Source organism: Bacteroides sp. AM54-2NS (assembly GCF_003602935.1).
Taxonomy (GTDB): Bacteria; Bacteroidota; Bacteroidia; order Bacteroidales; family Bacteroidaceae; genus Bacteroides; species Bacteroides xylanisolvens.
The window spans coordinates 76,017-102,629 of the sequence record NZ_QTMZ01000017.1 but is presented as its reverse complement, the minus strand read 5'-3'; the positions used below and the strand labels follow the sequence as shown (position 1 = coordinate 102,629).

At 43.9% G+C, this 26,613-nt stretch carries 9 protein-coding genes and 8 pseudogenes; 15 read left to right on the top strand and 2 right to left on the bottom strand.

Translation table 11 applies throughout. The features are described 5' to 3' along the window. Nucleotides 1–8: 8 nt before the first annotated feature. The gene (locus DXA05_RS12660; protein WP_004313556.1) at nt 9–641 is read left to right on the top strand and encodes a cytidylate kinase-like family protein; all 633 of its coding nucleotides are present in this window, start codon (nt 9–11) and stop codon (nt 639–641) included. Nucleotides 642–734: 93 nt separating this feature from the next. On the opposite strand, the pseudogene DXA05_RS12655 reads toward DXA05_RS12660, so the two are convergent. Then, a pseudogene (locus tag DXA05_RS12655) lies at nt 735–2,398 on the bottom strand (putative transporter). Nucleotides 2,399–2,667: 269 nt separating this feature from the next. Here DXA05_RS12655 and mutA point away from each other — a divergent pair. From mutA to DXA05_RS12600, 12 genes and pseudogenes are all read left to right on the top strand, one after another. Further along, nucleotides 2,668–4,567, top strand: a pseudogene (gene mutA, locus DXA05_RS12650) (methylmalonyl-CoA mutase small subunit). 1 nt (nt 4,568) lies between these two features. Next, nucleotides 4,569–6,714 (top strand): annotated as a pseudogene (gene scpA / locus DXA05_RS12645) (methylmalonyl-CoA mutase). 148 nt (nt 6,715–6,862) lie between these two features. Further along, nucleotides 6,863–7,413: pseudogene (locus DXA05_RS12640) on the top strand (RNA polymerase sigma-70 factor). A gap of 63 nt (nt 7,414–7,476) precedes the next feature. Beyond that, the gene (locus tag DXA05_RS12635; RefSeq protein ID WP_004313561.1) at nt 7,477–8,484 is read left to right on the top strand and encodes a FecR family protein; all 1,008 of its coding nucleotides are present in this window, start codon (nt 7,477–7,479) and stop codon (nt 8,482–8,484) included. 228 nt (nt 8,485–8,712) lie between these two features. After that, nucleotides 8,713–12,075 (top strand): TonB-dependent receptor, encoded by a 3,363-nt coding sequence (locus tag DXA05_RS12630; protein WP_120068973.1) that lies wholly within the window; start codon nt 8,713–8,715, stop codon nt 12,073–12,075. A gap of 5 nt (nt 12,076–12,080) precedes the next feature. Further along, nucleotides 12,081–13,720 (top strand): annotated as a pseudogene (locus DXA05_RS12625) (SusD/RagB family nutrient-binding outer membrane lipoprotein). Nucleotides 13,721–13,745: 25 nt separating this feature from the next. Continuing rightward, entirely contained in the window at nt 13,746–14,648 is a 903-nt protein-coding gene (locus DXA05_RS12620; RefSeq protein ID WP_008641125.1) for a glycoside hydrolase family 18, read from the top strand. A 12-nt stretch (nt 14,649–14,660) separates the two neighbouring features. Next, nucleotides 14,661–15,956, top strand: a complete 1,296-nt coding sequence (locus DXA05_RS12615) for a DUF1735 and LamG domain-containing protein (protein ID WP_008024824.1) — start codon at nt 14,661–14,663, stop codon at nt 15,954–15,956. Between the two features lie 29 nt (nt 15,957–15,985). Next, nucleotides 15,986–16,756, top strand: a complete 771-nt coding sequence (locus DXA05_RS27570; protein ID WP_284515544.1) for a hypothetical protein — start codon at nt 15,986–15,988, stop codon at nt 16,754–16,756. Nucleotides 16,757–16,758: 2 nt separating this feature from the next. After that, the gene (locus DXA05_RS27565) at nt 16,759–17,538 is read left to right on the top strand and encodes a glycosyl hydrolase family 18 protein (protein WP_284515543.1); all 780 of its coding nucleotides are present in this window, start codon (nt 16,759–16,761) and stop codon (nt 17,536–17,538) included. Between the two features lie 248 nt (nt 17,539–17,786). Beyond that, nucleotides 17,787–18,554 (top strand): DNA-binding domain-containing protein, encoded by a 768-nt coding sequence (locus tag DXA05_RS12605; RefSeq protein WP_008024820.1) that lies wholly within the window; start codon nt 17,787–17,789, stop codon nt 18,552–18,554. Between the two features lie 285 nt (nt 18,555–18,839). Continuing rightward, a pseudogene (locus DXA05_RS12600) lies at nt 18,840–20,559 on the top strand (ATP-binding protein). A gap of 47 nt (nt 20,560–20,606) precedes the next feature. Here DXA05_RS12600 and DXA05_RS12595 read toward each other — a convergent pair. Then, nucleotides 20,607–22,169: an ATP-binding protein gene (locus tag DXA05_RS12595; protein ID WP_008641128.1), complete on the bottom strand. Its 1,563-nt coding sequence runs from the start codon at nt 22,167–22,169 to the stop codon at nt 20,607–20,609. Between the two features lie 123 nt (nt 22,170–22,292). Between DXA05_RS12595 and DXA05_RS12590 the strand changes: the two are divergent. Continuing rightward, nucleotides 22,293–24,468: pseudogene (locus DXA05_RS12590) on the top strand (DNA topoisomerase 3). 109 nt (nt 24,469–24,577) lie between these two features. After that, a pseudogene (locus tag DXA05_RS12585) lies at nt 24,578–26,613 on the top strand (hypothetical protein).

Here is a 26,613-nt window from a genome sequence, read left to right as displayed (position 1 = left end):
AATGTACTATGAGCGGTAATTATGTTATCAACATCGGTCGGCAACTAGGTAGCGGCGGAAAAGAAATAGGAGAGAAGTTAGCAGCCCGTTTGGGGATTGACTTCTACGATAAAGAATTGATTAATCTGGCTTCTGAAGAAAGCGGGTTGTGCAAAGAATTTTTTGAAAAAGCGGATGAGAAAGCTTCGCAAGGTATTATTGGCGGATTGTTCGGCATGCGTTTTCCTTTTATCAGTGAAGGAGCTATGCCATGTAATAACTGTTTGAGTAATGATGCCCTGTTTAAAGTGCAAAGTGATGTGATTCGTCATCTGGCGGCAGAAAAATCTTGTGTCTTTGTCGGACGCTGTGCGGACTATATTCTGCGTGAACATCCCCGTTGTGCGAATGTTTTTATTTCAGCCTCTAAGGAAGATCGTATTGCGCGATTATGCGCCATGCATCATATTGATGCGGAAGCTGCAGAAGAAATGATAGAAAAAGCGGATAAGAGACGTTCGGAGTATTATAATTATTATAGTTATAAAACGTGGGGAGCAGCTGCTACTTATCACTTATGTGTCGATTCTTCTTCTTTGGGAGTTGAAGAGACAGTTCGGTTTATAGAAGAATTTGTGGTGAAGAAACTACAGCTTATATAATAGGCGTAGAAGAAGTCTATAAGAAAAAGAAATAAAGCCGGTATATTCCATTGAAGGATATGACCGCTTTATTATTTATAAATAAAACATGATTTACATCATCGTTAATAATATCATCTGCCCCGTCAGAATACGGAGGAACATGGATAATGGGTAAACTGTAGAATACCCTACTGCCGGAGCATCTCCGGATGTTGTTTGATTGGCATAAGCCAATGCGGGCGGGTCGGTATTACTACCGGCTATCAATCCCATCAGGGTGAAGTAGTTTACCTTATAATATATCTTGCGATAGCACCGATTATAAGCAATGGGATAACGGTGATAAGGAAACCACAACCTACGTATAGTAATCCGTCACCTTCGACTACCGTTTGCACAAAGTTGGCTCCGGCATCTATACCGACACTAGCAAGGAAGAGCACGATACCGATTTCGCGAAGCATCAGGTTAGCGCTCATGGTTGTATAAGTCACTAAATGGAGCTTATGACCGAAACGTCCGATAAGAATAGCTACTACCAGCGGTCCGCCTGCCAAACCTAATTTCAGAGGAGTCGGCATACCGGGGAATGCTATAGGAAGGCTACCCAGAAGAATTCCTAAGAAGATACCAACGAAAATAGTCACAATGTTCGGTGTGTCCAGACGTTTTAACTGATTACCCAAAACACCTGCCACACGTTCAACTGCATCTTGCTGACCTACCACCATTACACGGTCACCTACCTGAAGTACCAGATTTGGATCGGCAAACAAGTCCATACCGGAACGGTTGATGCGGGTAACGTTCACTCCGTACATACTGCGAAAATGCATAGATCCTAAAGTCTTTCCGTTGATTTCCGGTTTAGTCACCAGAATACGGCGGGAAACCATGGGAAGGTCTTGTTTCTCCCAGTCGAGTTCCACTTCTTTACCGATAAATACGGTAATTGCAGGAGCATCTTCTTCTGAACAGACAATGAATAATTGATCCCCCATATTGAATATGGTTTCATGGTTGGGGATACTTACATGACCCTCATGACGAATACGGGAACAAACGAACTGACGGCCTAAAAACTCTTTGATTTCAATCAAAGTTTTTCCGCTGATTGATTCATTGCGTACTTCCAGACTCATCATGTGAGGTTTGTGATGTGCATCTCCACTTTGGATTTTCAGACTTTCTTCCTCTTTAGCCATATTGACACGGAAGATGTAGCGGATAGCAATGATTGAACCGATAATACCTACTACCCCTAGCGGATAAGCACACGCATATCCCAGTGCGATTTGTGGACCAGTGTAATTAAGCTGGTTCAATGCTTCATTGGCGGCACCAAGTCCCGGAGTGTTTGTGACAGCTCCATAGAGGATACCTACCATCATCGGCAGTTCTACCCGGCCATTCCAGAGGTAGTAAAGCCCCAGTGCAACGGCAATATTTAACACTACGATGCCTACAGCCAACAGGTTCAATGTCATTCCTCCTTTTTTGAAAGAAGAGAAGAAAGATGGCCCCACCTGAAGACCGATACAGAATACGAACAAGATCAATCCGAATTCACGGATGAAATGTAGGATGTGTGTATCGGCTGTGAAGCCGAAATGTCCCATTAGGATGCCGGCAAACAAAACAAATGTGACGCCCAAAGATACTCCGAATATCTTTATCTTGCCCAAATACACTCCGGCTGCCACTACAAATGCGTAGAGAAGCACGATGTGAGCTACGGAGCTGGGGTCCCACAATAAACTTTGTAACCAATCCATAATATAGCAGTTTTTATAATGTTTTTCTAAAAACGGGTGCAAAATTACTCATAACATTGGAGCAAATCAAATAAATGGAGAACTAAAAAAATAAAGAATGAAGAATTTCTATGCAGATTCTATGCGAGAGTGAGAGGTGTGCGAATTTTCTATAAAAAGAAGTTTTGTTTTAACTTATTGGTTATATTTGCATGTCGAACAACAGACAATTAGAAAGAGATAGATAAAAATAAAGACAATATTAATCTTGTTTTAATTTTAGATAAACTATGGCAGACAAAAAAGAAAAACTCTTCTCAGACTTTTCTCCTGTCTCCACCGAACAATGGATGGAGAAGGTTACAGCCGACTTGAAAGGTGCTGATTTTGAGAAGAAGCTCGTTTGGAAAACAAACGAAGGGTTTAAAGTGAAACCTTTCTACCGGATGGAAGATCTGGAGGGTTTAAAAACTACTGATGCGCTTCCCGGAGAGTTCCCTTATCTGAGAGGAACTAAAAAAGACAACAATGAGTGGTTGGTTCGCCAGGAAATCAGGGTAGAATGCCCCAAAGAGGCCAATGTAAAAGCACTGGACATCTTAAATAAGGGTGTTGATTCACTATCTTTCCATGTAAAAGCAAAAGAACTCAATGCGGAATATATCGAGACGCTGTTGAATGATATTCAGGCAGAGTGCGTTGAATTAAATTTCTCAACTTGCCAGGGGCATGTTGTGGAGTTGGCTAATTTGTTGGTGGCTTATTTCCAGAAGAAAGACTATGATGTGAAGAGCTGAAAGGCTCTATCAATTATGATTTCTTCAATAAGATGCTGACTCGCGGTAAGGAAAAAGGGGATATGGTGCAGACAGCGAAAGCGTTGATCGAAGCTATCCAGCCGCTTCCTTTTTATCGTGTATTGAATGTAAATGCAATCTCATTAAACAATGCCGGTGCTTATATCTCTCAAGAGTTGGGTTATGCATTGGCTTGGGGTAATGAATACATGAATCAGTTGACTGATGCCGGTATTCCTGCTGCCGTAGTAGCTAAAAAGATAAAATTCAACTTCGGTATCAGTTCCAATTACTTCCTTGAAATTGCGAAGTTCCGTGCCGCACGTCTGTTGTGGGCAAATATCGTAGCTTCTTATAAACCTGAATGTCTGCGTGATTGCGATAATAAGGGAGCTAACGGCGAATGTCGTTGTGCAGCAAAAATGGCGGTTCATGCCGAAACTTCTACTTTTAATCTTACTTTGTTTGACGCACACGTGAATTTGCTTCGTACACAGACTGAAGCAATGAGTGCCGCTTTGGGTGGGGTCGATTCGATGACAGTCGTTCCGTTTGATAAGACTTATGAGACTCCGGATGAATTATCAGAACGTCTGGCTCGCAATCAACAACTATTGCTGAAAGAAGAATCTCATTTCGATAAAGTAATTGATCCGGCTGCCGGTTCTTATTATATTGAGAACCTGACTGTATCCATTGCTAAACAAGCGTGGGAAATCTTCCTTGCTACAGAAGAAGCAGGTGGTTTCTATGCCGCATTAAAGGCTGGTACAGTTCAGACAGCAGTAAACGAAAGCAATAAAGCTCGTCATAAAGCAGTGGCACAGCGTCGTGAAATTCTGTTGGGTACTAACCAATTCCCGAATTTCAACGAAAAAGCCGGTGACAAGAAACCTGTGGAAGGAAAATGCTGCTGTGGAGGTGACTCTCATACTTGTGAGAAAGATGTGGATACATTGGTATTCGACCGTGCAGCTAGTGAGTTTGAAGCGTTACGTCTTGAAACGGAAGCATCGGGCAAACGTCCGAAGGCGTTCATGTTGACAATTGGTAATCTGGCGATGCGTCAGGCACGTGCGCAATATTCTTGTAACTTCCTGGCTTGTGCCGGTTATGAAGTAGTCGATAATCTAGGATTTGAAACAGTAGAGGCAGGAGTAGAGGCAGCGATGGCTGCGAAAGCTGATATTGTTGTCATCTGTTCCAGCGATGATGAATATGCTGAATATGCAGTTCCTGCTTTCAAAGCTTGAATGGTCGCGCTATGTTTATCGTTGCCGGTGCTCCGGCTTGTATGGATGACTTGAAAGCCGCAGGTATCGAAAACTTCATCCATGTTCGTGTCAACGTATTGGATACCTTGAAAGAGTTTAACGCTAAACTATTGAAGTAAGATGAGAAAAGATTTTAAAAACATCGATATATATGCCGCATTTCAGCCTGCTAACGGTGCTGAATGGCAAAAGGCTAACGGTATCTCCGCCGACTGGAAAACACCGGAACACATTGAAGTGAAGCCTGTTTATACAAAGGAAGATCTCGAAGGAATGGAACACCTTGGCTATGCTGCCGGACTTCCTCCGTATCTGCGTGGTCCGTATTCAGTAATGTACACCCTTCGTCCCTGGACCATCCGTCAGTATGCCGGATTCTCTACTGCCGAAGAATCCAATGCTTTCTATCGCCGTAATCTGGCTTCCGGTCAGAAAGGTTTGTCAGTAGCATTTGACTTGGCTACTCACCGCGGTTATGACCCCGACCACGAACGTGTAGTGGGTGACGTAGGTAAAGCAGGTGTATCTATCTGTTCATTGGAAAACATGAAGGTTTTGTTCGATGGTATTCCTTTGAATAAGATGTCTGTATCCATGACGATGAATGGTGCTGTACTTCCGATTATGGCATTCTATATCAATGCCGGTTTGGAACAAGGTGCTAAACTCGAAGAAATGGCAGGTACTATCCAGAACGATATTTTGAAAGAATTCATGGTGCGTAATACCTATATTTATCCGCCTGCATTCTCTATGAAGATTATTTCTGATATTTTCGAATACACTTCACAGAAGATGCCTAAGTTTAACTCTATCTCTATCTCCGGTTATCACATGCAGGAAGCAGGTGCTACCGCAGATATTGAGTTGGCTTATACATTGGCTGACGGTTTGGAATATCTCCGTGCCGGAACAGCAGCAGGTATTGATATTGATGCATTTGCTCCGCGTCTTTCTTTCTTCTGGGCAATCGGAACCAATCACTTCATGGAAATTGCAAGATGCGTGCCGCACGTATGCTGTGGGCGAAGATTGTGAAACAGTTTAATCCGAAGAACCCGAAATCACTGGCCTTGCGTACTCACTCACAGACTTCCGGATGGTCATTGACGGAGCAAGATCCGTTCAACAATGTAGGACGTACCTGTATTGAGGCTATGGCTGCAGCTTTGGGACATACCCAATCTTTGCATACCAATGCATTGGATGAGGCTATTGCTCTTCCGACAGATTTCTCTGCACGTATCGCACGTAACACACAGATTTATATTCAGGAAGAAACTTACATCTGCAAGAACGTTGACCCATGGGGCGGCTCTTACTATGTAGAATCTCTGACGAACGAACTGGCACACAAGGCTTGGGAACATATTCAGGAAATTGAAAAACTGGGTGGTATGGCGAAAGCTATCGAAACAGGTATTCCTAAAATGCGTATCGAAGAAGCGGCTGCACGTACACAGGCTCGTATCGACAGCGGTCAGCAGACCATTGTGGGTGTGAACAAGTATCGTTTGGAAAAAGAAGCTCCGATTGATATCCTTGAAATTGATAATACGGCAGTTCGTCTTGAACAGATTGAAAACCTGAAACGTTTGAAAGAAGGACGTAATCAGGCTGAAGTGGACAAGGCATTAGCAGCTATCACTGAATGTGTGAAGACCGGCAAGGGTAACTTGCTTGAACTGGCAGTTGAAGCAGCTCGTGTTCGTGCTACTTTGGGCGAAATTTCTTATGCGTGCGAACAGGTTGTAGGACGTTATAAAGCAATAATTAGAACTATATCAGGCGTGTATTCATCAGAAAGTAAAAACGATAGCGACTTCAAGCGTGCTTGTGAACTGGCAGAGAAGTTTGCGAAAAAAGAGGGACGTCAACCTCGTATCATGGTTGCAAAGATGGGACAGGACGTCATGACCGTGGTGCCAAGGTAGTAGCAACGGGTTATGCGGACTGTGGTTTCGACGTGGATATGGGACCGTTGTTCCAGACTCCGGCAGAAGCTGCTCGTGAAGCGGTAGAAAACGACGTTCATGTAGTAGGTGTTTCTTCACTGGCTGCCGGTCATAAGACATTGGTTCCGCAGATTATTGAAGAACTGAAGAAACTGGGACGTGAAGACATTGTGGTGATTGCCGGTGGTGTTATTCCTGCACAGGATTATGACTTCCTGTATAAGGCAGGTGTAGCTGCTATCTTTGGTCCGGGTACTCCGGTGGCGAAGGCTGCTTGTCAGATTTTGGAAATTCTGATGGATGAAGAATAACTTCTGAAATTCTTTAGAATCTTATAATATTCCCACTTTTTAGACTTGTTTTGGTTTAAAAGGTGGGATGTTTTTTTTGTTTGCATCCATTGCCTGAAATTAATTTTGCCTATATTTGCCCCGGGTTTCATAGTAAAAGACTCGACAGATGAACGAAACGATAGCAGAATTGGATATCCGTTTTGAGCAGTTTTATGCCGCTAACTTCCCTCGTGTGAAGAACTTTGCGAAGTTGTTGACCAAGTCGGAGGAGGATGCGGAAGACATTGCCCAGAATATATTTCTTAAGTTATGGACACGTCCTGAACTTTGGCAAGATCAGGAACCATGACTGGTTATCTCTATACTGTGACTCGGAATGAAATATTCAACCTGTTCAAGCATCAGAAGGTAGAGCAGGAATATGAAGACAAAGTTTTGAAAGCCCAGTTGTTGGGTGAACTTTGTGACGAAGATTCCTCCCTGTTAGAAAATCTATACTATAAAGAAGTATTAATGCTTATTAGGATGACACTCAGTCAGTTGCCTGATCGCCGTAGACGGGTTTTTGAGATGAGCCGTTTTGAAGGACTTTCTCATAAAGAAATAGCAGATAAACTGCAAATCCCCTTGCGTACCGTAGAAGATCACATCTATAAAACATTGACGGAACTCCGCAAAGTGTTAATGTTTGTTATTCTATTCCGTCTTTTCCCGTAGTTGTCCTTGCTGAGTAGTGATATTTACGTAAGCGTTTCTAAACAGAACAATAAATATCACCTTATGAAGAATTATATTCGCGATGTAATCGACCGTTATATCAATCACGACTATCCGAAAGAAGTCGATCAGGATTTCCGTACATGGCTGACCGACGAAGAACGTGCCGATGAAAAAGATCATGAACTCAATCAACTTTGGGAAGCTACCGAATCGGCAACGACTTCCGGCTACCGTCATTCTTTGGAACGGATGCGTGAACTGACAGGCATCGGAACGAGGCGCAGGATACATTCTTTACGTACTCATCTGGTAGTGTGGCGCGTAGCGGCAGCTTTGTTGATTGCATTTTCTTCCGTTTCTATCTATCTGGCTTTGCAGAACCGGCAGGCACCAGATTTGTTGCAAGCATATATTCCTACCGCCGAGATGCGGAACATCACTTTGCCGGATGGTACGCAGGTATTGATTAATTCCCAAAGCACTTTACTTTATCCACAGCAATTTAAGGGTGATACCCGTTGTGTGTATCTTGTGGGAGAAGCCGGCTTCAAGGTGAAACGTGACGAAGAGCATCCTTTTATCGTGAAGTCCTCGGACTTTCAGGTGACGGCACTCGGAACGGAATTCAACGTGACAGCCTACCCCGACGAAGAGGAAGTGACAGCTACCCTGATTTCCGGAAAAGTGTTGGTAGAGTACAATAATCAGCAGGGGCAGGAGATCTTGAAGCCGAACGAGCAACTGGCTTATAACAAACGTACCCGTTCCGGAAACGTACTTCATCCTGATATGCAGGATGTCACTGCTTGGCAACGTGGCGAAATCGTTTTCCGCAGTATGACATTGGAAGAAATCTTCACCCGTCTCGAACGCAAATACCCTTACACCTTTGTTTATAGTTTCCGTAGTCTGAAAGAAGACCGGTTCAATCTTACTTTCGGGCAAAATGCTTCTATGGAAGAAGTGATGGATATTATCGCTCGTGTGACGGGAAATCTGGACTATAAAATAGTGGGAGACAAGTGCTATATTTCAGGCACCGGGGAAGGGCGTCTCCGGCACCGATGAAGATAGGCTCCGGTACCGGGGAAGACATGCTTCGGCACCGGGGAACAAAATAGAACTTGTAAACACTGAATATTAACCTTAAAATACATTGAGCCTATGTGGAAAAAATATCCGGGAGAAGCTGCAACCTTCCCCCGGATGTGAAATCGAAATTCTTACTATTAGCGTTAACCAGACGCTACTAAATTCGAGAATCTAACTTTATCTGTATAAACTAATACTAAGAAGATGCAGCAAATTTATGAATTTATAGCCAATAAGCAGGCAATCAGTCGAGTATTTATGCTTTTTTTGTGCTGTCTGCTCCTTTCTACCCCTACTTTTGCTCAAAGTAGTAATGCCCGGATTACGATCCATAAGAAAAACATATCGGTCATCGAGGCATTGAAAGAAGTGGAAAAACAAACGAAACTGTCCGTTGGTTACAACGAGTCGCAGTTGAAAAACAAACCCTCCATCGATTTGGCGTTGGAAAAAGCCACGTTGGAGAACTCTCTCACGGAAATCCTAAAAGGTACAGGATATACGTATCAGCTCAAAGGAAAATATGTCATCATCGTTCCACAAGAACAGAAAGCAACCGAAACTGCTTCCACCAAACGTATCACCGGACGCGTACTGGATGATAGCGGAGAACCGTTGATTGGTGTCAATGTACGTGTGGAAGGTACAAGCATTGGAACTATCACAAACATAGACGGTAACTTTTCGCTCGAAGCTCCTGCAGGAAGTGTGTTGAGTATCAGTTATGTAGGTTACACTCCACAGACGGTAAAAGTAACCGGACAGAATACATATAGCGTGCAACTGGCTTCGGATACAAAACTGTTGAGTGAAGTCGTTGTAACAGCACTTGGCATCAAACGCGAGCAGAAAGCATTGAGCTACAACGTACAGCAAGTAAAGTCCGACGAACTGACCCAAATTAAGGATGCTAATTTTGTAAACAGCCTGAATGGTAAAGTTGCGGGTGTTACTATCAATACGAGCTCTTCCGGTGTCGGTGGGGCAAGTAGAGTGGTGATGCGTGGAACAAAGTCTATTGAACAGAGTAGTAACGCCTTGTATGTGATTGACGGTATTCCGATGTATAATTTCGGTGGCGGAGGAGATACGGAATTTGGTTCAAAGGGAGCTACCGAGGCCATTGCTGATATTAATCCGGAAGATATAGAAAGCATTTCCGTACTGACTGGAGCGGCAGCTGCCGCCCTTTATGGTAGTAATGCGGCAAACGGTGCGATTGTGATTACTACAAAAAAAGGACAGGTAGGTAAGCTGCAAGTAGGTGTATCAAGTGGCATCGAATGGTTGAATGCTTTTAAGATGCCCAAGTTCCAGGACCGTTATGGTACAGGTAGTAATGGTAAAACAGGAAATTCCAATATTTATAGCTGGGGACCGAAGTTGAACTCGGCTGCTCAGACAGGATATGAGCCGGATGATTTTTTTGATACGGGTGCAGTATATACAAATTCCGTTACGTTGTCTACCGGAACGGATAAAAATCAGACTTTCTTTTCTGCAGCTGCCGTCAATTCGGCAGGGATGGTTCCCAACAATAGGTATAACAGATATAATTTCACTTTCCGCAATACGACCAGTTTCTTGAATGATAAGATGAAACTGGATGTAAGTGCAAGCTATATTCTTCAGAACGACCGTAATATGACCAATCAGGGGCAGTACTCCAATCCGTTGGTTTCTGCTTATCTTTTCCCTCGTGGGGATGATTTCTCTATAGTGAAGAATTTCGAGCGTTGGGATGAAGCCCGGAAAATTAGCGTACAGTTTTGGCCGCAGGGCGAAGGTGACCTTCGTATGCAGAATCCTTATTGGATTGCTTACCGTAATCTCCGTCTCAACAATAAGAAACGCTATATGGCTTCAGCAGGTTTGAGTTACCAGATTCTTGACTGGCTGAATGTGGCAGGGCGTGTCCGCATCGACAATACTCATAGCGAATATGAAGGCAAGCTTTATGCAAGCAGTAGCAACACGCTGACTGACGGTAGTTCACAAGGCCATTATACAGTAAATAACGGACAATATTCGCAGACTTATGCCGATGTGTTGGTGAATATTAATAAACGTATTCAGGATTTTACGATTGTAGCCAATATCGGTGCCAGTTATAGTGGAGTGACTAGTAAGGAATTGGGCTATGCGGGGCCTATACGAGAAACTGGTATTCCTAATCTGTTCAATGTTTACGACCTTGACAACGCAAAAAAACGTGCTACGCAGGTGGGTTGGCGCGAAGCGACCGAATCTATTTTTGCCAGTGCCGAAGTAGGGTGGAAAAGTATGCTTTATCTCACCGTTACAGGACGTAACGACTGGGCTTCGCAGCTGACACATTCTCCGCAGGCTTCATTCTTCTATCCTTCCGTAGGGCTTTCGGCTGTCATCACTGAAATGTTGAAACTGCCTGATTGGGTGGATTATCTTAAAGTACGCGGAGCGTTCAGTTCCGTAGGTAATCCTTATCCTCGTTTTCTTACCTATCCTACTTACTCGTATGATGCCAATAAGCAGGACTGGAAATCGCAGACGAATTATCCCATTGGTAAACTATACCCCGAGCGTACTGACTCATGGGAAGTAGGTCTGGATGCAACCCTGTTTAAAGATTTCAAATTGAGCGGATCTTTCTATTACGCCAATACTTATAATCAGACATTTGATCCTCGGCTTCCTGTTTCGTCAGGATATGACAAATTGTATGTACAGACCGGATATGTACGCAACTATGGTTTCGAGGCTATGTTGTCTTATGGGCATCGTTGGGGAGATTTCGGCTGGGACAGCAGCTTTACTTTCTCGGCCAACAAGAATGAAATCGTCGAACTAGTGAAGGATTATGTTCACCCGGAAACGGGCAAAACTTACAACGTCGATAAACTGGAACTCAAAACCGATGAAGGTCGCGGATTCGGAAAGGCGAAATTTATCCTGAAGGAAGGTGGTACGCTGGGCGATCTTTATACCCATGCCGATTTGAAGCGTGATATTAACGGTAATATCCTGATTGACGATAGCGGCAATGTGACAGCCATCGACAATGCCGGTGACATAAAGTTGGGAAGCGTACTTCCTAAGGCAAATTTAGCCTGGAATAATAGCTTCTCTTATAAAGGTATCAATGCCGGTTTCTTGTTGACAGCCCGTTTGGGCGGAATCGTTTATTCGGCAACACAGGCTTATCTTGATCTCTACGGAGTATCTGAAACATCTGCTGCCGCGCGTGATGCCGGAGGAGTATGGATAAACGGCCGTAGCCGCGTGAATCCGCAAAGCTTCTATGAAGTGGTAGCATCGCAGAGCGGATTGCCTACCTACTATACTTATAGTGCTACCAACCTGCGTCTGCAGGAGGCACATATCGGTTACACCGTTCCGCGCCGCTGGCTGGGCAATGTCTGTGATATCAATGTATCCCTTGTGGGCAGAAATCTCTGGATGATCTACTGTAAAGCTCCTTTCGATCCTGAAGCAGTAGCTACTACGAACAACTATTATCAGGGAATCGACTACTTCATGATGCCGAGTACCCGGAATATAGGATTTAACATAAAGATTAACTTCTAAATACTATGATGGACATGAAACGAATATATAACATTCTTCTGATAATGATCCTTTCATTATTTCTGCTTCCGTTGGGCGGTTGTTTCGACAGCGACATCAACCGGAGTATGTACGAAGCGGACGGAGAAGAAATGCAGCGTGAGAATCATATTGTAGGTGCTACGCTCAAAGGAATGCAGGGATTGGTGATTCCTACACGTGAACACCTTTACCAGTTTATGGATGCCATGGCAGGAGGAGCATACGGTGGTTATCTGGAAGGAATTGTAGACACTTGGGTGATGAAATTCTCTACTTTCAATCCCGAACAGGGATGGCTCAAATCCCCGTTTGCCGATCCGATTAAAGACATGTACCCGCAGTACCGCGATATGATGAACAAGACGGATGACCCTGTGGCTTTAGCTTTTGGTAAAATTCTCCGGGTGTGTATCATGCATCGTGTGACGGACATTTATGGTCCGATTCCTTATTCGAAGATGATGGATAATGATAATTCGGGTGAAGACCTGGCTGTCCCTTACGATTCGCAGGAGCAGGTATATACACAGATGCTGAAAGAACTGGAAGAAGCGGATAAAGTGTTGGAGGAAAACAAAGACCTGTCGTCCGAGGCTTTCCGCAAACTGGAAGACTTGTATTACGGAAATATTTCCAAATGGCGTAAGTTTGTACATTCCATGCAACTTCGCATTGCCATGCGTATGAGCTATGTCAATCCTACCGAGGCGCAACGTATTGCGCAGAAGGCTGTGGAAGCGGGAGTGATTGAATCGAATGAGGACAACGCCATGCTTCATGTGGCGGAGAACCGTTCGGAGTTGCTATTTAATAACTGGAATGACTACCGTATCAGTGCCGATTTAGTTTCTATTATGAAAGGTTATGAAGATCCGCGTTTGGATAAGATGTTTGTCAAAGGTGTGCAGACAGTCGATCAGGATGGCGAGAAAGTCGATGTATACGATTATTACGGTGTACGTATCGGCATATTTACCCAGAAGAAAGACGACATGATTAACCTTTACTCAAAGCAGGTGATTTCCAGCACCGATCCTTATCTCTGGATGAATGCGGCGGAGGTGACTTTCCTTCGTGCCGAGGGCGCGTTGCGTGGTTGGAATATGGGAGGCGATGCGCAGGCATTGTATGAAAAGGCTATTGCCCTTCATTCGAAGAGCGTGGCGGAGCCACCGGAGCGGACCAATATGTGAAGGATGCGACGAAAAAGCCTATAGACTATGTGAACCCGATGGACGGGGCTGATATTAAGTATAGCCATCCGGCGGTAAGTACCATTACGATTGCCTGGGAACCTGGAGCGGAGTATTTCGAACGGAACCTGGAGCGTATCATTACTCAAAAATGGATTGCAATATTCCCGCTGGGGCTGGAAGCATGGGCGGAACATCGTCGTACGGGCTACCCGAAGTTGTTGCCTGCCGTGGAGAATAAAGACCCCAATAATAGTGTGAATGTAACAATCGGTCCCCGTCGTCTGCCTTTCCCTGCAGATGAATATACGGGAAATCCGAAATACATCGATCAAGCTGTAGAAATGCTGAATGGTCCCGATGCCGCAGGAACTAAACTTTGGTGGGATAAGAAAGACCATTCCATTGAGAATAGTCAATCTTCAAACTAGAATGAACCTTTAAATCAATGAGATTATGAAATATAAATCAATTTTTAAGTTATGCCTACTGACTACTTTCCTGTCGGTTGCCACCATCAGTTGCGACGACTGGACGGAAATGGAAATACACGATAGTCAGGTGAATGGGTTTAAGGAACAGAATCCGCAAGAATATGCGGCATATACGCAGAATCTTCGTGCATATAAAGCAACGAAACACGCTGTCGTTTATGCCCGGTTGGATAATGCTCCGGAAGTATCTACTAGTGAGAAGGACTTTCTCCGTGCGTTGCCGGACAGTATCGATATAGTGACGATGCGTAATGCCGACCGTCTGTCCGAATATGACCGGGAGGATATGAAGTTGGTACGTGAGGATTATGGTACGAAAGTGCTTTACTATATAGATTGCACGGCTAAAGATAAACTGAATACCTCTATTACTTCTGCTGTTGAGGCAGTGCGTACAGGGACATTTGACGGGCTTGCCCTCGGTTCGGAAGGCTCTGCGGTAGACGTCTCGGCGTTAAAGTCGCTACTGGATGCTTTGGGACAGACACCGTGTCTGTTAGTTTTTGAAGGTACCCCTTCCTTGTTGCCGGAAGCGCAGCGCAGCCTTTTCAACTATTTCGTACTTGATATTTCCGGTGCATCCGATGAATATGATATAGAAACCTCCGTATTTTATGCCACCGGATATGGCAAGGCCGCTCCGGACCGTCTGTTGTTGGCTGTCACTCCTGACGGTACATTGACCGACTATAACGGAGTGACGCGCAATGCCATCGCCGGTGCTGCTTACGGTGCTCTCAATATGGAAACACCATTGGGAGGTATTGCTATTTACAATATCTCTGCCGATTACTACGATACTGATATTATTTATAAACAGACCCGTGGAGGTATTCAATTCCTGAATCCTGCTTCGGCTCACTAAACGATGTAAGCTATGAGAATACATAAACTTTATCAGTGCTTTGCAGCCGCAGTTTTGTTATTTCTGCCGGTTGCCTGTGATAATACGGATTACAGCGAAAAGTCACCGTTCGATAATTCGGCATACTTGAATGTGGCTGCCAGTAAAAATACGGAGGCTTTCACTTTTAACCGTAAGGTGACAAGCCAAACGAAGACTTTTGCGGTGAAATTGTCTTATCCGGCGGGGGATGATGTGAAGGTCAGCTTGAAGGTAGACGCTTCGTTGACTAGTGAATATAATGCAAAGAACGACACGCATTATGAAGTGCTGCCTGAAACATATTATCAGCTGTTGAAAACAGAAGTGGTGATTCCTGCCGGAAAGACTACTTCCGAAGAAGTAGGCATTAAATTCTCCAAACTCGATGAGTTGGAGATTGACGTAACTTACCTCTGCCCGCTTTCCATTGGAGGAGCCGATGGAGTGGGAGTAATGGACGGTTCGCGCACGATGTATTATTTGGTACGCCGTTCCAGTGCCATTACTACGGCAATGAACTTAAAGAATATTTATGTTGCTGTGCCTGGGTTCGATAAAGGAAGTTCGACGTCAGATGTGGTGAATAACTTGAGTGCGGTAACAATGGAAGCTATTATACGAGTGAACAGTTTCCAGCAAGAAATATCCTCTATAATGGGCATTGAACAGTATTTTCTGATGCGTATTGGGGATAAAGAATTTCCGAACCGACAGTTACAAACACAGACTACGTTTGGTAAATTCCCCGAAATCAATAACCAGAAATTACTGTTGGCAGGTGAGTGGTATCATGTGGCATTGACATGGGATATAGCTACTGCGACTATTGCTTTCTATGTAAACGGACAATTACAAAGTATAAGTACCAGTCATGGTAAAAGTGACTTGACTAGTATCAGTTTGGGAGATAAGTTACCTGATGATGAATTTGGGAATGGGGGTGATTTTAACTTCTATTTTGGGCGTTCTTATGGAGAGTCGCACGATATAAGCCGCCAGTTTGATGGTGAGATATGTGAAGCTCGCATTTGGAATGTAGCCCGTACACAAGAACAGATTTATCAGAATATGTATGAAATCTCTAACCCGACAACCGAACCGGCTTTGTGTGCTTATTGGAAGTTCGACGAAGGGACAGGCACTGTCGTGGCAGACCGAACCGGGCATGGGAACGATGCGAAGGTAGTACCTTACTGGAAAGGTAGTGACCATCTCGAAATGTACAGTAAAACCGATGCGGAATTGTGGCCGAGCGGAATCGAAGTACCGAAAGTGAATCAGGAATAAGTGTGTAGAACTTTTTAAATAATCTATATATGAAACGAATAATACGAAATATATCTTTGTGTGCGTTGCTAGCAGTGGCAATGGGAGCCTGCGAGGAAGAGGCTGCATTGGTGAACCCAAGCGTTGCGCATGACAAATCTACACAGTCACCGGAAGAAGTTGTTGAAGCCGCTTCCTTGCAAAGTGCTTCAGCACCGGGAAGTGGACTTATCTTCCGTGACTTTGTGGTACAGACAGGTGATGAACTATATGTGGAATTGGCGAAACCGGCGGAGCACGACATGACTTTTACCATAGGTTTGAATATTCCTTTAAGTAACGAGGAGTTGAAAGCTTTGCCAGCAAAGTATTATAATATATTTATAGAAAACGTGATAGAAGAACCGGGAGATAAGTTAACTATTACCAACGAGGGAAAAGTAACGATAGCTAAAGGCGAACGGAAATCGACGCGGGTAAGCTTTGCCTTATCAAGAATGACTGTTGATGCTTCAATGGCTGGGTCTCAATATCTGTTACCATTGGTAGCGATGGACGAGGATGGCAATCAATATAAGCTTTTCTATTCTATCACGGAACGAGATGAGGAATATCAGGATAGAACTAAAAAAGATTATAAAGTAGTAGCGTATATTGATACGGAAGTGATGAATCCTTTGATAGCTGACAAAACTACAGCTAAACTAGAGTATCTGAGATCTCGTAGAGACAGAGAAACGATTTATGAAAATGTACCTGTTGTTGATATTGTAAATGTGCGCAAAGCCTTTTGGGATATGATGCTTCCTCTCGGAGAGTAATTTTGAAGTATACACCAGATATGGAATATGTGCTGAAGCACAATGTTCAGTACATTCAACCGTTGAGGCGGAATGGTCTGAAAGTGTGTCTTTCTATCGAAGGAGGTGGAACGGGAATAGGCTTCGCTAATTTGACAGATCCTCAAATAATTGATTTTGTGGCTCAAGTTAAGGTAGCTGTAGAACTGTTTCAGTTGGATGGTATTCATTTGCGTGATGAGGGAGCCGGATATGACAAGGCCGAAGCACCGACTGTCAATGAAACTTCGTATCCGAAATTAATCAAGGCTCTGCGTGAAGCAATGCCGGATATAATGCTCACTCTTGCAGATGATGGCGGTACTACAGCCACAATGAATAAAGAACAAGAGGGCATTGTAGTGGGCGATTATATTGACTTGGCTTGGAATGTAATCTGGGATTCTCCGGTAAATCCTTGGGCGGATGGTTCGGAACGCAAACCCATTGCAGGGATGACGAAAGAACGTTATGGTGGAATTGCGCTTTATATTAAAGAACGGACCCCAGAAGACATGGGATTTTTTGAAGAATTGCAGGCAAAAGCTAGAGTAATCACTATAGACGAAGGACTTGGAAAAGTTGCGGTTGTAGAAAACATTCCTTATAGGCAGTATAATTTAGAAACGATGGTTGTTGATGGATTTAAGAATCTTTTGATGTGCTTCCATGACAATAATGATGGGAATTATCCTAAATATAGTGCAGCTGTACAAGAAGCTCGAGTTGCGACGCAATTTTATGCTTTCCGCAAAGACTGGTAAGGGAATAAAATAAGGAAGAGGTTGCCCTGTAAGTCTGATAAGTATATCATTCTGTCATTCAGAATGTAGTAAAGAATCTTTTCTTTGTATATTCGAAAGAGTAGATTCTTCGCTTAGCTCTGAATGACAGAGTTAAATGATAGCAAACAATATCTTTTCGGACTGCCTCAATCCGGTAAACTTTTTATTGATATTCTTTATTTTTTCGTTTAATAATATTCATAAAACCAAGTAGAAACAACATCATAATGAAGAATGTATTGAAAATCTGGTTAGTCGACAACACTGTAACCGTCGACAACAAAGACGATAAGATCGGTCAGCTCGAATCGTCCGGTAATCTTTCGTTGCAGGATATACTCGATGAGATGCACAAGGAAGACACCGGGCTCCGTCCCGAAACCATCGAGCACGTCGTGAAGCTCTACAACCGTGTTGTGAGCGATCTCATCCTTAGCGGATATAGTGTCAACACCGGTCTTTACCACGCCGTAGCGCAACTCCGCGGTGTTATCGATGGCGGAAAATGGAATCCCGAGAAGAACTCCGTCTACGTCTCCTTCACCCAAGACAAAGAACTGCGTGAAGCTATCGCCCAAACCTCTATCAGTATTTTGGGCGAACGCCAAAGCGTGATGTACGTTGCCGGATTCTCACCTGCCACCGCCATTGCAGGCCGTCCGTTCACAGTCAATGGCCGTATGTTGAAAATTGCAGGTACGGATTCTTCCGTCGGCATCACTATCACCGACAGCAAAGAACAAACCACACCTGTCGACCTCAATATGTTGGCCGTCAACAACCCGTCACAACTCACATTCATTGTTCCTGCCGGTCTGGCCGATGGCGAATATACCCTCACCGTCACTACACAGTATGCAGGAAGCACGCTCCTGAAGACACCCCGAACCGCTATCGCTACTTTCTACGTCGGCACGAAACCCGATGCAGGAGGCGGCTCCGGTTCCGGTGGTAGCGAAGGCGGCGGAGGAGAGGCGCCCGATCCTGCGGCATAAATGTTCTCTTGGCCTGGCGGAGCAATGTCCCGCCAGGTTTATGCAGAGAGGCTGCATAGCTCTATACACGCATCATGTATAGAGTTGTGCAGCCTTCGTGTATAGGGCTATACATGCTAAATGCATAACTTTGATCTTTTTCTCTGTTTTGCCCTCTTTTTCATCAAAGACTTATGTATATAGCCATAATTGAGCTTGGTATTTATTTATCTTTTTCGTATTATCTTTTTTATGGTACTAATTTATTAGTACTTTTGTCTTTACCGAAAGAAAAGATCAACGATTATGGCAAGAATAACGATTCCATACGCAGTGGCCGACTTCGCAGAAATGCGTGAACGTGGCTTTTATTATGTTGATAAGACAAATTACATTCCGGGGCTTGAAGACTATAATGCTCCCATCTTTCTCCGTCCCCGTCGTTTCGGGAAAAGTCTGCTCATCTCCATGTTGGCCCACTACTACGACCGTACGAAAGCGAATCGTTTTGAAGAACTTTTTGGCGGCACCTGGATTGGCGAACATCCTACGGAAGAACATAATCAATATTTGGTGATTCGTTATGACTTCTCGGCTATGGTGATGGCGGATGATATGGAAGGGGTGGTACAGAACTTCAATGACCTGAATTGTGGACCCGTGGAAGTTACGGTAGAACATAACCGAGACCTGTTTGGTGATTTTCAGTTTACAACTCGAGGAAATGCTGTGCAGATGTTGGAGGAACTTTTGGGTTATATCAGCTCACATGGATTGCCTAAAGCATATATATTGATTGACGAATACGATAACTTCACCAATCAACTGCTTACTTCCTATAATGACTCACTTTATGAGGAAGTAACCACTAGTGATAGTTTTCTTCTCACCTTTTTTAAAGTTATCAAAGCGGGTATCGGCGAAGGCACGATTCGCACTTGTTTCTGCACAGGCGTATTGCCTGTCATCATGGACGACCTGACCAGCGGGTACAACATTGCGGAAATCCTCACATTCAAACCCGTTTTTTTTGAATATGCTCGGCTTCACCTATGAAGAAACGAAAACATACTTGCGCTATGTACTTGATAAATATGCTCCCGGTGCAAGCGAAGAACGTTTCGAGGAAATCTGGCAGCTTATTGTGAACAACTACGACGGTTATCGTTTTAGCCCTGTCGGTGAACGTCTTTTTAACTCCACTATCTTAACTTATTTTTTTAAGAAATTTGCCGCTAATGCCGGAAGTATTCCCTCCGAACTGATCGATGAGAACCTGCGTACGGACATCAACTGGATTCGCCGCCTGACTCTTTCGCAGAACAACGCCAAAGAGATGCTCGATGCCCTGGTGATAGGCGGTGAATTGTCATACAACGTCAGAGATCTGTCCGGCAAATTTAACAAGAAGAAATTCTTCGAGAAAGAATTCTATCCGGTCAGCCTGTTCTATTTAGGCATGACAACCTTGAAGAGTGCTTACCGCATGGTACTTCCCAACATGACCATGCGCAGCATCTACATGGATTATTACAACCAACTGAACAAGATTGAAGGTAACGCCAGTCGTTACGTCCCGGTTTATGAACTGTATGATTCCAACCGTAGTCTCGAACCCCTTGTTCAAAACTATTTTGAACAATATTTGGGACAATTCCCCGCACAGGTCTTTGATAAGATTAATGAGAACTTTATCCGTTGTTCTTTCTACGAACTTGTCTCCCGCTATTTGAGCCATTGTTACACTTTTGCCATCGAACAAAATAACTCCGTCGGTCGTTCGGATTTTGAAATGATCGGCATCCCCGGCACGGATTATTACACGGACGATCGCGTGGTGGAATTTAAATACTATCGTTCCAAAGATGCCGACCGTATGCTTGCGCTCACCGAACCGCTGGTAGAACACGTAGAGCAAGTGAAAGGTTATGCCGCAGATACAAAAAGAAAATTCCCCAATTACCATGTTCGTTCGTACATTGTGTATATCTGTGCCAACAAAGGGTGGAAGTGTTGGGAGGTTTAATATGAATCATTTGTAGATAAATATGAGGAAGAAGTAATTATACTCTCTTATTCCTCGGGTAGCCATCGACTGACATTTCGTGTGTCAGTACTGAATTCTATTCCAACCTTTTTGACTTCCCGTTCATCTGCCTGATAAGGGATAAGATATCCTTTATCTTCGATTTGCTGTAATGCTTGCTCGGCTGTGCCATTTAGTTTGAATTCGAATACATAAATATACTTCGGTGTTTTGACAACTGCATCAGCCCGTCCTTTTGCACTGCGTACTTCTGCTTGTGTGAACTGTCCCATGAGTTTGAATATCAGATAGAAAACAGTCTGGTAATGCCGCTCTGTCTGGTCATTCAGTTCGTAAGGTATATCGGCAAAGAAGGCTTGAAGGCGGGTTAGAAAAGCATTGATATTGCCACTTTCCAACTCATGGACAAATTTGCCAATATAGAAATCTTGCTCATTATCGGGAATATTAGAGTAGAATGGCAGAAGGAAATTCATAAAGCCATATCTCACTTCATCATTGGGAAAAGCAAGTTGATAAGTCTTGAAACGAGGGTCGTATTCTTTAATCGTCAGATACCCGCTTTGATAAATCAGCGGAATAGGATTCCTGCTTTCTGCCCGGTACTCGTTGAATGACGCTGCGTTTGCTTCCACTCCGTCAATGAGCGTTCGCAGGTCATAGTTGCTATCCATCAGCATCTTGACAAGGAAAGTAGGAGTGCCTGTCTGAAACCAGTAATTCTCAAATTTATATCCATCGAACACATTTAATACACTGAACGGATTGAACATGCCTTCTGCATATTCACAGAAATGATACCCGTCGTAAAGTGAGGTCATCTTATGGATTGTATCTTCTGGTGTCATCCGGTTGTATGAGGCCAGCTTATCCAATTCCGGAGTGAATGTATCTATCAGTTCCTGCTTGGTGATGCCGCAAATGGTGGCATAAGGCGGTTTCATGCTGATATCATTCAGTTGATTCAAATCACTGAATACACTGACTTGTGAGAATTTGGTAACACCTGTCAGAAATACGAAACGCAGATAGCGGTCAGCACTTTTCAATACTCCATAGAATGCTTTTAGCATTTTGCGGTATTCTTCAAACAAGGGCAGATTATCCAGAGCTTGCAAAAGAGGTTTGTCATATTCGTCTACTAATACGACTACTTGCTTTCCGGTTTGCACACATGCGCGTTCTATAATATAGGCGAATCGTTCTTCCGGTTGTCGATCTTGCTTTTCGGTTCCGTAGATTGCTTCCCATTTTTCCAGATGTTGGTTGAGCATCGCTATCAGATCTGCCGGAGAATCATACTTGCGTGCATTCAAGTCAATATGAAAAACCGGATAGACTTGCCAGTCAACTTCCATTTGTGAGATGGCTAGTCCTTCGAATAAGTCCTTGCGTCCCAAAAAGTAAGCCTCGAAAGTGGAAATCAGCAGGCTTTTTCCGAAACGTCGGGGACGGCTAAGGAAATAGGGGATGCTTGTGGACACCATTTTTCCGACAAGGGCGGTTTTATCTACATACAGATAATTTCCTTTGCGGATTTTCTCGAAAGTTTGTATTCCGATGGGCAATTTGCGGTTTAAATCAATCATACTTGTTCTTTGTTATAAGAATTCTACTCTTGCAAAGGTAACATATTTTGTGGGATATTGTTCTTTTAGACAAATATTCGTGTAACTTTGCAAATTGATAGTTTAAAAACAAGAAGAGAAAAAATGATAGTTTGCATAGCCGAAAAGCCGTCTGTAGCACGTGATATAGCCGAAGTACTCGGCGCTCATACCAGAAAAGAAGGATATATAGAAGGAAACGGATACCAGGTGACCTGGACATTCGGGCATCTTTGTACCCTGAAGGAGCCACATGAATACACCCCTAACTGGAAATCATGGAGCTTGAGCAGTCTGCCGATGATTCCGCCACGTTTCGGTATCAAGCTGATTGGGCATGATCCGGGTATTGAGAAGCAGTTTCATGTGATAGAGTGGCTGATGCAGAATGCGGATGAAATCATCAATTGCGGTGATGCCGGGCAGGAGGGAGAATTGATTCAGCGCTGGGTGATGCAAAAAGCTGGCGCACGCTGTCCGGTGAAGCGCCTGTGGATTTCTTCGTTGACGGAAGAAGCTATTCGTGAAGGATTCTCGAAACTGAAAGACCAAGCTGAATTTCAATCACTTTACGAAGCCGGTCTTTCCCGTGCGATGGGTGATTGGCTGTTGGGAATGAACGCTACCCGTCTTTATACCCTTAAATACGGTCAAAACAAACAGGTGCTCTCTATCGGTCGTGTACAGACACCGACGCTGGCATTGATTGTCAACCGTCAATTGGAGATAGCCAATTTTGAACCCAAACAATATTGGGAACTGAAAACAAACTATCGTAATACCACTTTTTCTGCACTCATTCGCAAAAGTGATGAAGAAATTGCCGCGGAAGAGGAAAAGAACGGCGGAAAAAAGAAAATAGATAACCCGGGCATCGACTATTCCAACCGGGAAGAAGGCGAAAGCATTGGTAGAACGTATTAAAGACCTACCTTTTGTAGTCACCAATGTCGGCAAGAAAGACGGGAAGGAATACGCTCCACGTTTGTTCGATTTGACTTCCCTTCAGGTAGAATGTAACAAGAAATTCGCTTATTCGGCCGATGAAACACTGAAACTGATCCAGTCTCTTTATGAGAAGAAAGTGGCTACCTATCCGCGTGTGGATACCACTTTCTTGAGCGATGATATTTATCCGAAATGTCCTGCTATCCTGAAAGGACTCCGTGATTACGAAGTCTTGACAGCTCCGTTAGCTGGCACTACACTTCTTAAATCAAAAAAGGTATTTGACAACTCGAAAGTGACGGATCACCATGCCATTATCCCAACCGGAGTCTATGCTCAAAACTTGACGGATATGGAACGTCGTGTCTACGACTTGATAGCCCGTCGTTTTATAGCCGTGTTCTATCCGGACTGTAAAATTTCTACTACCACCGTGATGGGAGAAGTGGATAAGATAGAGTTTCGGGTAACTGGAAAACAAATTCTGGAACCGGGATGGCGTGTCGTGTTTGCCAAGGAAGTAAAAGATCCTACCGAAGAAAAAGAGGAAGAGGATGAAAATGTACTTCCTGCTTTTGTGAAGGGGGAAAGTGGTCCTCATATTCCGGACCTGAATGAAAAATGGACACAGCCGCCCAGACCTTATACTGAAGCAACCTTGCTTCGCGCAATGGAAACAGCCGGAAAACTGGTGGACAATGATGAACTTCGCGATGCCTTGAAAGAGAATGGTATCGGTCGGCCGTCTACCCGTGCTGCAATCATTGAGACGTTGTTCAAGCGAAATTATATCCGTAAGGAAAGAAAGAACCTGATTGCCACCCCGACAGGAGTGGAGTTGGTGCAGCTTATTCACGAAGAATTATTGAAATCGGCAGAATTGACAGGTATTTGGGAAAAGAAGTTGCGTGAGATTGAAAAGAAAACATACGATGCCCGCCAGTTCCTCGAAGAACTAAAGCAGATGGTTTCAGAGATCGTAATGAGTGTACTTTCTGATAATACGAATCGACGCATAACTATTCAGGACGCAGTTGCTGCAAAAGCCGAAGAGAAAGAGAAGAAAGAACCTAAAAAGCGTGAACGAAAACCGAGTACATCGAAAGAAAAGAAACCAAAAGCGGAAAAAACGACGAATGAAGTGAAGACTGATTCGCCCGGTTCTCCTGCTCCGGTGGCCATGGCAGCTTCAACTCCTTCTGCAGCAGGTGAGGTAGATGCGTTTGTAGGTCAACCCTGTCCACTTTGTGGTAAAGGAACCATCATTAAAGGGAAGACTGCTTACGGGTGTTCGGAATGGAGAAATGGATGTACTTTCCGGAAGAATTTCTAATTTTCCGCACAGTAACAAGGTAAAGTGTATGGCTGAAATAGTTTAGTGGAAAACTACTTGATTTATAGAAAAATACACTATATTTGTACATAAATCTATATGGACTACTATGAACCGTTTTGCAAACTACTACAAGAAGATATTCTCGCAAGAGTATATAGATCGCACCATTTCGGGCGGTATCAAGTCACAGCTCACCTTGCTACTCGTTACCATTGCTACGGCGCTGGCTATCTTTTTTATTATCGCGATGCTCTTTTCCATCCAATTGCATGGACACGAGGAATGGGGAGAAAGGCTCTGGGCAGTGTACAACAACTTTGTCGATCCCGGTAACCAAATAGAAGAGACTGCCTGGCCTAACAGGATATTAGTGGGACTTATCAGTATTTCGGGATCCGTTTTACTGGGCGGTGTGCTCATCTCTACTATCTCTAATATTATAGAGCGGCGTGTGGGAGTGGTATACGCGGGGCGAATGACCTACCGTAATATAAAAAATCATTATGTACTGATCGGATTCAACGAATTGTCTATCAATATGATACGTGAACTGTATGACGAATGTCCTTCGGCACGTATTTTGCTGATGAGCGGTATGGAGTCGGCAACGGTGCGGCATCGTATACAGTCGGCCCTGCCTGTTGAAGTTGAGCGACAAGTGCTTGTTTACTTTGGCAACATTGAGTCGATCGAAGAACTTCAGCGGTTGAACATAGAGAGTGCTATTGAAGTGTATGTGCTGGGTGATGAAGAACGTTACGGGCGCGATGCTAAAAATATAGCTATTATGCACTTGGTAAGTACTCTGCGTGGTAAATGTTCTGATGGTGAGATGATGCCTGTGTATGTACAGTTTGATAGCATCCCTTCGTATTCTAACATACAGAAAATGAATCTGCCGCCCGAAGTCTTTTGTATAGAAGGCAAGCCTAATATTTTCTTTCGGCCCTTTAATCTCCATGAAAACTTGGCCCGGCAGCTATGGAGCCTTTATGGAGCTGATTGTGAAAGGCGTTATGATCCGCTGGATTATCGCCCCATAAGCATTACACAACAACCTGATGGAAGTTGGAGCGCTACCAGTCAAGACTATGTGCATCTGGTTATCGTGGGATTCAACCGAGTGGGACGTTCGTTGCTACTCGAAGCATTGCGTATCTGCCATTATGCCAATTATGATGACCGTCTGCCTGCAGATGAACGTATACGTACCCGTATCACTTTAGTGGATCGCGAGATGGAGGCACAGAAAGACTACTTCAAAGCTCAATTCCCCTATATAGAGAGCCAAATAGATGATATTGAGGTGGAATATTGCCATGACGATATTTGCAGTACTGCTATGCGTACCCGCCTGCAGCAGTGGGCACAAAATAAGCATTGTATGCTTACAGTGGCCATTTGTGTGCATGATCCTGATTTGAGTCTTTCATTAGGACTCAACTTACCACATGAAGTTTATCAGTATCAGTGTCGTGTGCTAATCCGTCAGGAGTTTAATAATGATTTGTCGTCGATGGTGGACGAGAGAAGGGACGCTATCGCTATGTCAAGGTGTTTGGTATGGTAGACAGGGGAATAAAGAAAAACATCTTGCAAGATAAACTGGCTTTGTATGTGAACTACTTATACGATTGTTGTTATGCTGATGAAAGCCTCAAACAAAAAGAGGTATTGAAGAAGATGTATGAATCCTATGGTAACCACTCTGCCGACTTTATTTTGATGAACCACCAGGCGCAGTATTTGTGGAATAAACTAAGCGAGCCGTTGCGTTGGGCTAACCGCTATCAACTAGATGCCTATAGTGTATTTTGTCGCACACTGGGCTACGGCATCAGACGGAGTGACCACTCACCGGCACACATATCCGAATCTATGTTCAATGAAGATCTGCCAGCTCAAGTTTTGTATCTGTTAGTACGCATGGAGAAGTACCGATGGAATGCCGAGCGTACGGTGGCCGGCTGGAGACGTGCTAAGGTGAAGGATAAGGTATTTTTGCAACATCCTCTTATTATGCCTTTCAGCGAATTACTACAAAAGTATCCCGAGGAGGTAGAGAAGGATGCTGATGTAATTTATAATCTGCCCTACATACTGGCATTGGGAGGATATGAGCTTTATAGATTGGCCGATTAA

Bases quoted from the DNA above. Each gene is read 5' to 3' on its own strand.
- DXA05_RS27570 (WP_284515544.1), top strand. From the start codon at position 15,986: ATGAAACGAATAATACGAAATATATCTTTGTGTGCGTTGCTAGCAGTG.
- DXA05_RS12620 (WP_008641125.1), top strand. From the start codon at position 13,746: ATGAAATATAAATCAATTTTTAAGTTATGCCTACTGACTACTTTCCTG.
- DXA05_RS12635 (WP_004313561.1), top strand. From the start codon at position 7,477: ATGAAGAATTATATTCGCGATGTAATCGACCGTTATATCAATCACGAC.
- DXA05_RS12615 (WP_008024824.1), top strand. From the start codon at position 14,661: ATGAGAATACATAAACTTTATCAGTGCTTTGCAGCCGCAGTTTTGTTA.
- DXA05_RS12660 (WP_004313556.1), top strand. From the start codon at position 9: ATGAGCGGTAATTATGTTATCAACATCGGTCGGCAACTAGGTAGCGGC.
- DXA05_RS12595 (WP_008641128.1), bottom strand. From the start codon at position 22,169: ATGATTGATTTAAACCGCAAATTGCCCATCGGAATACAAACTTTCGAG.
- DXA05_RS12605 (WP_008024820.1), top strand. From the start codon at position 17,787: ATGAAGAATGTATTGAAAATCTGGTTAGTCGACAACACTGTAACCGTC.
- DXA05_RS12630 (WP_120068973.1), top strand. From the start codon at position 8,713: ATGCAGCAAATTTATGAATTTATAGCCAATAAGCAGGCAATCAGTCGA.